Raw genomic sequence first — 13,044 nt, 5'->3', positions numbered from 1 at the left:
CGGCCACCCGTTCCCGGCCCCGCGGGCCGTCACCGAACGCGACCGGGGCGGCACCCCTTGGCGGCGATTCGGCTGAGCCGTGGCCGACGCTGCGCTTGTCGGGATCCGGTGCCGGCACGACGATGGGGGGCGCTCCGGGTACCGCGGCACCCACGGGAGGGTGAATGGACGATCCGTCGGTGGCATTGCCGGGCGGGGCCGATCCCGCCGAGCGCACGCGCGTACTGCGCCGGGCGCACACCGCCTTCACGCGGGACGGACGGGTCGAGGCTCCGGTCCGGGCGGTGATCGCGAAGTCCTGGCGGCGGTGCGCCCGGGCCCGGGTCAGCCCGGAGTGCGCGCCCCGGGTGGAGCTGGCGGAGGCGGAACTGCGCTCGTACCGTGCGCAGCACCCCCTGGCGCGGGTGATGCCGGTGTTCCGGGACCTCGTCGGGGCGTTCGCGGCGCACGGGGCCCATCTGCTGGCGGTGTGCGACGCGCGGGGCAGCCTGCTCTGGGTGGAGGGCGAGTCGGCCACCCTGCGACGGGCGGAGGGGCTCGGCTTCGTGCCGGGCGCGCGGTGGGCGGAGACGGCGATGGGCACCAACGCACCCGGCACGGCGGTCGCCGTCGGCGAGCCGGTCCAGGTCTTCGGGGCCGAGCACTTCAGCCGCCGCGTCCACCCGTGGACCTGCGCGGCGGCCCCGGTGCGCGACCCCCGCACCGGGCGGCTGCTCGGCGCCGTGGACATCACCGGCGGGGACGGGCTGGCCCATCCGCACTCCCTCGCCTTCGTCCGGGCGGTGGCCCGGGCCGCGGAGGCCCAGCTGGCGCTGCTGGACCCGGTCCCGCCGGCCGGCGGGGACACCCTCGGCGCCCTCGGCCGGGACGAGGCGCTGCTGGCCGGCGGCGGTGCCACGGTCCGCCTGGGCAGGCGGCACAGCGAGATCATGGCGCTCCTCGCGCACCACCCGGCGGGCCTGTCGGGCGAGGAGCTGGCGATCGCGCTCTATGAGGACGAGTCGGTGTCACCGGTGACCCTGCGCGCCGAGATGTCACGCCTTCGCGGGCTGTTGGGGGACCGCGCCCCGCTCTCGCGCCCGTACCGCACGGCGGCGCCGCTGGAGGCGGACTTCACCGTGGTGACCCGCCACCTGGCGGCCGGCGCCGTCTCGGCGGCCCTCCACCACTACGCGGGCCCGCTGCTCCCCGGATCGAGCGCCCCGGGCATCGTCCGGCTGCGGCGCCGGATCGAGGACCAGGCGCGGGCCGCGCTGATCGCCCGGGCGGACGCGGGACTGCTGGCCGACTGGGTGTGTACCCCGTGGGGCGCGGAGGACGCGGCGGCGTGGCGGGCGCTGGCCGAAGCGCTGCCGCCGGAGGGTCGCCCGGCCGCGCTGGCCCGCGTACGGAGGCTCGACGAGGAGCTCGGCGCCGGACCCGCCCCCGTACGCGCGGAGGGGACCGCGCCCTCGCGCCGCGCAACGTATCCGCAACCTGCCCGCTCCTAGCCTCCTCCCCGAGCGCTGTCCGACGGCGGCCGGCGCCCGGCAAGGGGAGGACACCATGGCCCGTTACGCTGCGCCCGGTACCGAAGGCGCGCTCATGTCGTACGCGCCCCGCTACGGCCACTTCATCGGCGGTGAGTACGTCGAGCCCGCCCGCGGCGCCTACTTCGCCAATCCCTCCCCCGTCAACGGCCAGACCTTCACCGAGGTCGCGCGCGGCACGGCCGAGGACGTGGAGCGGGCGCTCGACGCGGCGCACGCGGCCGCGGCCGCCTGGGGCCGCACCCCGGCCGCCGAGCGGTCCACGATCCTGCTGCGCATCGCGGACCGGATGGAACAGAACCTGGAGGCCCTGGCGGTCGCGGAGACCTGGGAGAACGGCAAGCCGGTCCGCGAGACCCTGGCCGCCGACATGCCGCTGGCCATCGACCAGTTCCGCTATTTCGCGGGTGCGCTGCGCGCCCAGGAGGGGACGCTGAGCCAGCTCGACGAGGACACCGTCGCCTACCACTTCCACGAGCCGCTGGGTGTGATCGGGCAGATCATCCCGTGGAACTTCCCGATCCTGATGGCGGTGTGGAAGCTGGCCCCCGCGCTCGCTGCGGGGAACACGGTGGTGCTGAAGCCGGCCGAGCAGACCCCGGCCTCGGTGCACTACTGGCTGAGCCTGGTGGCGGACCTGCTGCCGCCGGGGGTGGTCAACATCGTCAACGGCTTCGGCGAGGAGGCGGGCAAGCCGCTGGCGTCCAGCCCGCGGGTGGCGAAGATCGCGTTCACCGGGGAGACCTCCACCGGGCGGCTGATCATGCAGTACGCGGCGGAGCACCTGAAGCCGGTCACCCTCGAACTCGGCGGCAAGAGCCCCAACCTCTTCTTCGACGACATCTGGACCACCGACGACGACCTGCGCGACAAGGCGCTGGAGGGGTTCACCATGTTCGCCCTGAACCAGGGCGAGGTGTGCACGAGTCCGTCGCGCGCGCTGATCGAGCGGGGCCGGTACGGGGACTTCCTCGACGCGGCCGTGGCCCGTACCGAACTGATCGTGCCGGGACACCCGTTGGACACGGACACGATGATCGGCGCGCAGGCCTCCGAGGAGCAGTTGCGCAAGGTCCTCTCGTACGTGGAGATCGGCCAGAAGGAGGGAGCGAAGATCCTGACGGGCGGCCTGAGGCAGGACTTGGGCGGCGAGCTGGCGGGGGGCTTCTACGTCCAGCCGACCATCTTCGAGGGGGACAATCGGATGCGGATCTTCCAGGAGGAGATCTTCGGCCCGGTCGTGTCCGTGACCTCCTTCCAGGACTTCGACGACGCGGTCCGCATCGCCAACGACACGGCGTACGGGCTGGGCGCGGGCGTCTGGACCCGCGACATCAACACCGCGTACCGCGCGGGCCGGGCGATCCAGGCGGGCCGCGTCTGGACGAACTGCTACCACGCCTACCCGGCCCACGCCGCCTTCGGCGGCTACAAGCAGTCGGGCATCGGCCGCGAGACCCACAAGATGATGCTGGAGCACTACCAGCAGACGAAGAACGTTTTGGTCAGCTACTCCCCCAAGAAGCTCGGATTCTTCTAGAGCCCGAAGTCGAGCTCCTGGAATGCAGATTGCTCTCCGGGAGCTCTCTTGCGATCAGACACCGACCGGTGTGAGACCACTGCACCGAGTACCCAAGGGGTCAACTCAGCCCTTCCTTCCGGACCAGTCACGGACCAGATTCCCGGCCGGCGCCCCTGCGGAACAGCGCAAGTCGATCCTCCAGCTACAGCCGGGCGGAGGGGTGTCGCCGTTCGCCTCGCAGGATGTTCTCAGGGGGTGGGCGGCGGCGGAATGGGCTTGCCAAGGGCGTCCGCGAGTGCGGCACTGATCAGGTTCGCCGGTACGTCGCACGGGCCGTTGCGGCGGCTCTTCGCCAAGGTGGGTATCTGAGGCGGGCATCCTCCCGCCGCGACATCGCTGTTGACCAGCACCACCACAGTGGCGTCCAGCCCCGGGTGGTAGAAGAGCGTCGCGGTGAAGCCGGGAATCTCGCCGGTGTGCCCGATCCAGTCGCGCACGCCCATAAGACCAAGGCCGTAGCTGGTTTCCGGTTTTCCCGGCTCCGGCAGGAGCGAGTTGAGCCGCTCGGCCTACCGCTCGGGCGGCAGCAGGCGCCGGTCGCAACGGGTGCCGACGGCGGGTGGAACGCGGAACGACACGGCGGGGCGGCCACCCGACGGCTTCGCCGGGCCTGCGACCCCTCGGCCGTGACAATGGTCGCCGGACGGCGAAGTCCGGCCACCCGGAGCGGTGTTCAAGCCGTGTACCGCCCGAGTGGCTCCACGACCTCCGCGCAATCGTAACTGTGGGTGCCAGAATGGCCGACGCTCCGTCAGGAGTGATCCGCACGTCCAGCGCCGCTCCGGACCGTGAGGGCCGGGGTCAGCGGCCATGCTCGCGGGAGGGGAAGCAGTGGCACCGCAGGAATCCCTGCTCAAGATCTACGGAGACCGGTCGTACCGGCACGTGACGATGGCGCGGCACCAGGGCACCACCATCGCGTTCGCGATGGATGCGTCCCGCCGGATCGTCTACTCGGTGTTGGACCTGTCCGGCCCGCCGGCCAAGGGCGAGGCGGACACCGCGTACTGGAGCGACAACCCGGCCGAGCTGGTCTTCCCCCGGGAGCTGGCCGAGGTGGGGTACGCAGTGGTCGGCGCGACGGCGATGCCGACGGTCAAGCGCGGCGGGGCCGAGGCGGCCGTCGACGAGCGGCCCACGGCCCAGGAGACCGACCCGTTCCTGTCCACCACCGCGCGGCTGACGGCGGACGCCCCGTTCCACGTGGTCTCCGACGGCACGTACGTGGTGGTGTTACGGCAGTCGGTCGGCGAGACGCACTCCGACGCGGTGTACAAGCTGACCGGCGGCGGCTGCTCGGGCAACGCGTCCCGCACGGACTACGTGCTCAGCGGTACGAAGAAGGTGCCGCTGGTGCGCGACACCCTGCTGTGCGACCGGTTCCTGCTGGTGGACGGCAAGCTCAAGCCGGTGCTCGAGGTCCGCTACAAGCGCAGTCGGCACGCCACCCGTCCCGAGTCGGCCAAGGACAGCCTGGGCACCGAGGACATGGAGGGCCGCCCGTTCCACGAGCCGACCCAGGAGCTGTCCTTCGTACGGAACCTGACCCAGGGCCGGTTCGCCGCCGTGCTGGTGCCCACCGCGATCAGCGGCGTGCAGCGCTGGCAGCTGTTCGCCCACAACGACGCCACCGGGCGGGTCGACTCCTTCAGCGTCGAGCAAGGCACCCAGGGCCTGTTCAACACCCGGGGCACCCGCTTCTACACCAGCCCCGACCCGCTCTACCGCGACGCGGTGTTCGAGCGCAGCCCGGGCAACTGCCCTTTCACCGGTCGCGAGCTGGTATCGGTGACGGGCACCGAGGGGCGCGCGGAGACCGCGCTGCGGCTGGACGGCACCGACGCCCACGTCGACCTGGGCGATCCGGCGGCGCTGCGGTTCGGCGGCAAGGCGTACTCGATCGAGGCCTGGGTCAAACCGGCTGCCCTCGACGGTCCGGTGCTGGCCAGGAGCGGGGAGTACCTGCTGGCGGTGGACGCCGCCGGCCTGGTGAGCCTCACCCACCGGGGCGCGCCGTCGCCGCTGCTGTCCACCGAGTCGGTGCCGACGGACGCCTACACCCACATCGCCGCCACCTTTGACGGCACCACCGCGAAGCTGTACGTCAACGGCAGGCCGGCCGGCACCGGGGCGCTGCCGTTCACCCCGGCCACCGGTGTGAACACCCTGGTCGGCAAGGACTCCTCCGGCGGTACGGACAAGCTTTTCAAGGGCGACGTCGACGAGCTCCGGATCTGGGACCGGGTGCGTTCTGCCGCCGAGCTCACCGAGGACATGAGCTACCGGCTGATCGGCAACGAGCCGGGATTGGTGGCCTACTACCGGTTCGACGAGGGCACGGGGAGCACCGCGAACGACCAGACCGACCGGGCACTGCACGGCACCCTCGGCGGCGGCGTGCAGTGGACCGGCTCGGAGGCCCCGGTCGGCGACCACCCCGGGGTGCGGCGCGACAGCTTCGTCCTCAAGGGGCGCTCGGTGGTGTCCGGCCTGTCGGCCGTGCTGTACCACCAGCAGGAGAACGTGGTCGCCGGGTACCGCCCCGACCCCAAGCCCGCCAAGCGGCAGGCCCGGGTGCTGCTGGCGTTCGCCGCCAGGTACGGCCAGAACCCGTGCCTGGCGGGCCTGGACTTCGCGGTCGGCCGCGACGGCCGGCTGGCTCAGGCGCCGGACGTGCTGGACCCGGCGGTGCTCAAGCGGCCGACGAAGGGCCAGGACTCGGAGCAGGTCAGCGCCCTGCAGCAGCTGATCAAGCGGCTGGAGCCGGAGGTCGCGTCCCTTCAGTCGGAGATAACCCGGCTGGCCGGCACCGCGGGCAGGGTGGCCGAGTGCCAGGCGGAAGTCGACCGGCTGAAGCCGGGCTTCGACGACCTGGAGCGGCGATACCTCGCCGAGAAGGACCTGGTCACCTCCTGGACCTACAGCCTGGAGCTCAAGACACCGCGCCAGTTGGCCAGCGGCCACCTGGCGCAGTCGCTCTTCGCCATCCTCACCTCGGAGTACGAGGCCGGGGTGCAGTTCGTCCCCCCCAACGGCCCCCGGACGACCTGGTGGTTGGACGACACCGGTCAGAGCCAGAACGGCCGGCCCTGCTACTTCCTGGTCGCCCGCGAGCGCAACCGGGACCTGCGCGTCACCGGCAACTCGACGTCCGATACCGCCCGGCTGAGCACGATCGTCCGCGAACCGGGCAACGTCAGCGCGCAGTTCCAGCTGATCGCCGAGGGCGAGTACGTCCGCATCGTCAACCGCGGCAGCCGGCTCGCGATCGGTTCGCCCTCCACGTACCAGTTGCCCCACCTGGTCCAGTCGAGCGAATGCCTCACGGCGGACTCTGGCCTGTTCAAGATGACGCGTCTGTCCATGCGCTCAGGTGTGGACGTGGCGTACCTCGCGGCCAAGGAGAAGCTGGACGCCGCGCGCCAGCTCCTCCAGGAGGCGCGCACAGCCCAACAGCGGGTCGCCGAACTGCAGCTCGTGCTGGCCGCCAAGCAGGCCGAACTCAAGGACGCCCGGGACCAGCTGGCCCGCCTGTCGACCGCCCTGCAGGGGGACGACGACCTGACGGTGGCGATGCCGCTGCTGGCGGTGGACTCCACCGGTCTGAGCCTGTCCGGCGGCCTGCTCGAATTCGCCCGGGGCACCGACCGGCCCGCACTGCTGGACAGCGGCACCGGCAACGTTGTGCTGTACTTCCGCGGCGCCGAGAACCAGTTCTTCGCCGTGTACTACGACACCGGCGTCGTCCGCGGTGCCCAGACCCTCGCCGGGGACGGCGGCACGCTCACCTTCCTCGCCCGCGACCCGGCCGTTGCCCTGGACAGCGCCACCATCAAGGTCGCGGACGGCGACGCGCCCGGCCGCTGCGACCTCACGATCACCGTCGGGACGGACACCGAGACCTGGCGGTCGCTGCCGCGCAAGGCCGACCTGATGGCCGCCGCCCTGGCCGGGAGCCCCGGCCGGCCGGTGACGGTCGGGGCGGTCGCCCGGGTGACAGGCAGAAGTGTGGAGCTGACCGGGGCCACCACCGTGCCGGTCCCGGCCAAGGCCCACCTCGTGATCGGCAGCACCGGCTACGCCGCGGAGGCCGACAACCTCACCGGCGCCAAGACGCTCACCCTCACGACGGCGGGCACCGCGATCAAGCCCGGCGACAAGGTCAGCCTGGTCGGCTACGACTCGGCCCGGGCGGAGTCCACCCGGGCCGGGGTCCTGCTGTCCGCCGGCTCCCGCCTGATCGGGCTCACCCCGGGCGGCGTCGACTCCGTCCCCAACGGCACGGCCAAGGCGACGATCACCGGCCGCGGCTGCCGCTGGCGGGCCGAGATGCCCGGCCGGGCCTTCCTGTTCGACGGCAAGGAGCAGTACCTGACCCTGCCCGCCGGCCAGCAGCAGAACATCGCCCCGACCGGTGACCTGAGCCTGGAGGCCTGGGTCAACCCCGAGGCCGGAGGGGGCCGGATCGTCCACGCCAGGACGGACGGATCGGGCTACTCCCTGGCGCTCGCCCCGGCCGCCCTGCCGGCCTGGCAGTTCGTCGGCGGCACCAAGGCCCAGCTGACTCCCTCGCTCGACCTGGCGAACCGGGACTTCACCATCGAGCTGTGGGCCAAGCGCAACCAGTCCCGGGGCCGCGTCGAGCCGCTGCTGTTCCACGGTGCGACGGACGGCCGGGTCGACCAGTCCCTGCACCTGTGGGTCCACCCCGACGAGACCTTCTACTTCTCGCTGTACGGCGACGATCTGAAGACCACCCAGGCCTACCCGGACCTGGAGTGGCACCACTGGGCCGCGGTCTACAAGAACGCCACCCACGAGCAGATCCTCTACCGGGACGGCGTCGAGGTCGCCCGCCGCACCTCCAACGGGGCCTACACCGGCAACGGCCCGCTGATCCTGGGCCACTTCCCCTTCACCGGCGACTACCTCGACGGCCGGATCGACGAGGTCCGCGTCTTCGGCCGGGCCCGCACCCAGCACGAGATCTCCTCCGAGCGCCACCAGCGGCTCTCCGGCCGCGAACCGGGCTTGCTCGGCCACTGGACCTTCGACGGGCCGAGCAGCCCGCCCTCACCGATCAAGGGCTACCAGGTGGTCGCGCGGGTGGGCGACCGGGTGGTGCGCTCGGCAGAGCGTTTCCCGTGCAACGAGTGGGCGCACCTGGCCGCCACCTTCACCCAGTCCTGGGCCCTGAGCCTGAACGGCGGCGCGGGCCTGTCGGTGGCCCCGCAGAACTCGCTGGACGTCCTGGAGGACCTCACCATCGAGGCGTTCGTCCGGATCGACAAGCTCGGCGCCCCGATGGGCCTGCTCGCCAAGGGCACGGTGGTCGACGGCGGCCGGGACGGCGTCCCGTACCAGTTGGGCATCCTGGCCGACGGCCGGGTGGAGTTCGCCTTCGCCGAGGCCGACGGCAAGGCCGTCCGGCATACCTCCGACCGGCCCGTGACGGTCGGTGCCTTCCAGCGGGTGACCGTGGTGCGGCAGCGCCGCAAACCCGACACCTCAGCTGCCGCCCAGGCGAACGCGAGCATCCAGTCCGAGCAGGACATCCGCTTCTACCTGGACGGCGCAGCCGCCGGCAGTCACCTGTACAGCGGCCCTGGTGCACAGTCCAACTCCGGCGAGCTGGAGATCGGCCGTGGGCTGCACGGTGTCCTGTGCGAGGTGCGGCTGTGGAACTCCGCACGGCCGGCCGTCCAGCTCGGGCAGCCGGTCACCGCGCGTGAGAAGGGGCTGCTGGCCCGCTGGCCCTTCAACGAGAACGCCGGGAACGTCACCGTCGACGTCTCCGGCTCCTTCCCGGCCAAGCTGCGGGGCGCCCGCTGGACCCGCGACGTCGACCCCACGGCCAGCCCGCTGCGGCTGTACCGCAACGGCGAGCCGCTGTCCGAGGCCCCCGTGACCGCCCAGGACACCGCCTCCTGGGGCGATGCCCAGCTCACCCTGGGCGCCCGCCTGGAAGGGGCCAAACCGACGGAGCTGCTGACCGGAACGCTGGAGGAGGTGCGGATCTGGCGCACCGTCCGCACCCGGGAGCAGATCAGCGACAACCTGTTCACCCGCCTGCGCGAGAACAAGCGGGACCTGCTCGGCTACTGGCCCTTCGACCGGGACTCCACCGAACCCGGCACCACCTCGGTGCGCGACGAGGGCCTGCGCGGCAACAACCTCGCCTTCTCCGCGAAGCGGCCCCGCGTCCTGCTCTCCACCGCCCCCGTGTCCACGGACACCGCCCAGGTGCGGTCGGCCCTCGCCGACGTCCGCACTCCCTTCCACGACACCATCGCCGGCGCCCCCGGCGCCACCGAGTACGCCGACCTCCAGTACGACGCGAAGGGCGAGACGCTCGGTGTGCTCAAGCGCTGCTACGGCTTCGTCCGCGACGGCCGCTGGCACCTGGTCACCGGCTACAAGGTGGGCGACCTGACCACCGAGTGGGTCGGCCAGGCCCAGTTCGACCCGCAACTCATGGGCTACATCGAGGGCGCCCCGCCGGTGCCCTCGGAGAACCTCACAGACAAGGCCGACGGCTACGCCGCCGCCTCCTCGGTGGAGTTCGCCGAGGCCAACCAGGTGGTGCGGAGCCTGTCCTCCAGCAAGACCCGCAGCGTCAACGCCGCCTTCGGCTTCGCGGTGGGCTTCGAGACCGATGCCAGCGTCCTCTCGATCACTGCTCCGGCCGGCTTCGGCATCGCGTCCCCGCTCGCCGACGCCCAGTTGAAGGTCGGCCTGACGGGCCGCCTGGAGTTCTCCAACACCTGGAGCGAGGACACCAAGGTCAGCCAGGGCGCCAACACCGCCCGCAAGGCCAAGCTGGCCCTGACCGGCTACACCGAGGACGCCGCCAAGGTGCTGAACTCCGCCGTCGGCCGCCGGTACGTGCCCGCCAACACCGGCATGGCGCTCGTGCAGTCCCAGACCGCCGACGTCTTCGCGCTGCGCCTGGCGCACACCGGCGCCCTGGTCGCCTACCGGATGCTGCCCAACCCGGACATCCCGCTGGACTGGAACCTCATCCACTTCCCGATCAACCCCCGCTACACCAAGCAGGGCACCCTGGACGGCGCGGTCGGCTTCGACGACCGCGGCAAGGTCACCGACCCCGACTACCCCACCGCCACCGGCTACGGCGAGTACAGCTACTTCAAGCCGCGGGACGCCTACGCGCTCAAGCGCCGGATCACCCGCGACCAGCAGCGGCTGCACGCCTTCTACGAATCGGTCTCGACCGAGACCCACCGCCCGGACCCAACCCAGGGACAGGCCAACGCGCTCCTGCGCTCAATGGGCATGTCCGTCGAGCAGCAGGAGACCGGGCGCAGCACCGCCGGCAGCGCCGCCGCCACCGGCTTCTCGCACCGGGACCTGGTCAACACCTACGTCTGGACGGCCCAGGGCGGCTTCTTCGCCGAGACCACCGAGGCCACCGACGCCGTCAGCGAGACCACCTCCGGCTCCTACGCGCTCAGCGGCAGTATCGGCGGCACCTACGGGGGCAACTTCGGCTTCAAAGGTGTGAACTTCTACGGCCAGCTCGAGGCCTCCGTGGGCGGCGGTTTCAGCGTCACCCGGGCCAAGGGCAAGGACGCCTCCCGCTCCTTCGGCCTCGACGTCCAGTGCGCACCCCCGGGCGACCTGCAGCGCCGCGACAAGGACGGAAAGCCCGTCTACGACACGGCGGGCAAGCCCGTCCTGGTGCCGGGCAAGGTCGACGCCTACCGCTTCCTCACCTTCTACCTCGGCGAGAACAGCGCCAACTTCGACGACTTCTACCACAAGGTCGTCGACCCCACCTGGCTGTCGGGCAGCGACGCCCCCGACGCCGCCGCACTGCGGCAGACCCGCCAGAACTCCGCCAAGCCCCCGTGCTGGCGGATCCTGCACCGCGTCACCTACGTCAGCCGGGTGCTCGCACCCGTCCCGCCGCCCGGGGCGCCGCCGCTGGAGAAGGCAATGCGCGCCGAGAACATCGACAGCAACTACGAGCTGATCAAGCGCCTGGAACCGTACGTCCGCCCCGCCGCCACCAGCACCGCCGCCCTCGCCACCGCCACCCGCGCGGCCCTGGCCGCCCAGCTGCCCGAGCTCCTCCCCCACTCCACGGAGATCATCGACTACCTCAGCCGCTACTTCGGCATGGACAACTGACCTGGGCCCGGCCCTCCGTCACCTCGGAGGGCCGGGCGCGCCAGGCGTCCGGCGACAGCATCCCACTGCGGAAAGGAGAGGCGCTGCGCACGGGCGGGGAAGAAGGCGGTGACCGTGTTGGCGGTGCCGATCACCGAGTTGGTGCAGCCGGGCGAGGAACGAGCGCCACCCGACGCCGACCGTACGCGTCCCGGGCCAGCCCCAGCCCCAGCCCCAGCAGGCTCTCCACACTCGCGGCGCGCGGCCCACGCGCGCCGCTACCAGACATGCCAACCGGTCGCCTGATCGATCCCTGCGACTGACCGCCCCGACCGGGATCACGCCCTCAACCGCCCACCGCATCCTGCACTGCAACGACGTCGTCAGCCCGGCAGCTTGGCCCTCCGGATGAGCAACCCGTGTCGGGTCGGCCGTGACCAAGATCCCGTCCATTCTCGGACCATACTGCCGGGATGGACATCCCGAACCACCGTTTTGCCTGGTCAGCCCTATTCCAACTGCTGTACCACCAGCAGACGAAGAACCTCCTGGTCAGCTACTCCCCCAAGAGGCTCGGCTTCTTTTAGAGCCTGAAAGACGGCGCCTGGCCCGGGCTTTCGCCCGTCAGGCGCCGTCGGCTCGACGCGCTCGACACGGGCGTCAGCTGACCCGAAGACCGACCGCCAGCGTCAGCTCGAGGACCCGGTGTGGCGATGCGAGATCCGGAAACAGCTCCCGCAGCTGCGACATCCGGTACCGGACGGTCTGGGGATGGACGAACAACGCCGCCGCAACCTCGTCCCGCCTGCCGTGGTGAAGCAGCCAAGCCCGCAACGTCTCCTCCAGCCGCCGTGCGGTCGTGACAGGCAAGGTCCCGAGCGGTGCGAGGGCTCGGGCCCGCAGGTCTGCGAACGCGTCCATGTCGGCGCTCAGCACCAGCTCGGGCAGGTGGTCCTCGGTGTCGCGGATATCGGAGGAGAGGGAACGCGCGCGTGCGGCTCGTGCGTACGAGGCGGATGCACGAGTCCACGGCCGGGCCGGGCCGACCACGGCGGTGCGGTCGGTCAGCTGCCGCAAGAGATGCGACCGGTCGGCATCGGGGACGAGCAGCACACCGAAGGCGTCCGGCAGATCGTCGAGGACGAGGGTGCCCGGGTCGAGCGCGCGGTAGGCAGGCCGGGCCTGGGCGGCGGGCAGCAGGACGGCGGTCAGCGAAACCGGAGGCTGCCACCCGGCCCGTTGAGCGGAGGCCAGCAGCACGTCCTGGGTCGCGCCGGCGAGGAGGTCGCGGGCCAGGTGTTCCAGGTGGCGCTCGTGGTCACGGCCCCGGGCGGCCAGTTCGTCGGCGTGGCCCGCGGCGCTCGCGGCGGAGAGCTCGTCGATGTAGGCGAAGGTCAGCTCGGCGAACTTGGCGACCTCGGCGGCGGGCAGGCCTGCGGGTACGGCACCCGCCGCCAGGCATCGCCAGGCCACGCGGGCGCCGACGCGGTAGGCGCTGAGCAGGGCGTCCATCGAACGCCCGTCGCGCACCTCGCCGCGGCCCAGCTCGTAGGCCGCGTCACCGGCGTCGCCGCCCGTGGCGTTCCCGCTCGCGAGGTCCAGGTAGTGCCCCAGGGCGGTGCGGACCGCTCGGCGGATGGTGACGCCCATGCGGCCCGAGAGGGCGTTGGCGTAGGGAGGGACCTCGTCGATGATCGCCTGGACGACCTCGTCGGCGGTGGTCGTCAGCCCCGCCCGAATGGCGGTGACCGTCGCCTGCTCCAGGACCAGTTCGGTGACTCTCCGGATTGGATGGCTCAT

5 protein-coding genes are annotated in these 13,044 nt (G+C 71.9%); 3 read left to right on the top strand and 2 right to left on the bottom strand.

Annotation, left to right across the window (positions count from 1 at the left end; genetic code table 11):
* Positions 1 to 164: 164 nt before the first annotated feature.
* Both ACFYZS_RS27015 and ACFYZS_RS27010 read left to right on the top strand, forming a co-directional pair.
* Positions 165 to 1,490: a GAF domain-containing protein gene (locus ACFYZS_RS27015; RefSeq protein ID WP_389017662.1), complete on the top strand. Its 1,326-nt coding sequence runs from the start codon at positions 165 to 167 to the stop codon at positions 1,488 to 1,490.
* A gap of 55 nt (positions 1,491 to 1,545) precedes the next feature.
* Positions 1,546 to 3,069: an aldehyde dehydrogenase family protein gene (locus tag ACFYZS_RS27010; RefSeq protein ID WP_389017659.1), complete on the top strand. Its 1,524-nt coding sequence runs from the start codon at positions 1,546 to 1,548 to the stop codon at positions 3,067 to 3,069.
* Positions 3,070 to 3,299: 230 nt separating this feature from the next.
* On the opposite strand, the gene ACFYZS_RS27005 is transcribed toward ACFYZS_RS27010, so the two are convergent.
* A complete protein-coding gene (locus ACFYZS_RS27005; RefSeq protein WP_389017656.1) occupies positions 3,300 to 3,548 on the bottom strand; it encodes a hypothetical protein in 249 nt (82 codons plus the stop codon).
* A gap of 394 nt (positions 3,549 to 3,942) precedes the next feature.
* Between ACFYZS_RS27005 and ACFYZS_RS27000 the strand changes: the two genes are divergently transcribed.
* Positions 3,943 to 11,265, top strand: a complete 7,323-nt coding sequence (locus ACFYZS_RS27000) for a LamG-like jellyroll fold domain-containing protein (RefSeq protein WP_389017653.1) — start codon at positions 3,943 to 3,945, stop codon at positions 11,263 to 11,265.
* Positions 11,266 to 11,904: 639 nt separating this feature from the next.
* Here the strand turns inward: ACFYZS_RS27000 and ACFYZS_RS26995 are convergent.
* The gene (locus ACFYZS_RS26995; protein ID WP_389017650.1) at positions 11,905 to 13,044 is read right to left on the bottom strand and encodes a helix-turn-helix domain-containing protein; all 1,140 of its coding nucleotides are present in this window, start codon (positions 13,042 to 13,044) and stop codon (positions 11,905 to 11,907) included.

Source organism: Streptomyces sp. NPDC001903, assembly GCF_042891345.1.
Classification (GTDB): Bacteria; Actinomycetota; Actinomycetes; order Streptomycetales; family Streptomycetaceae; genus Streptomyces.
Note: the sequence above shows the minus strand (reverse complement) of the source record. Positions and strands in the feature narration are given on the sequence as shown.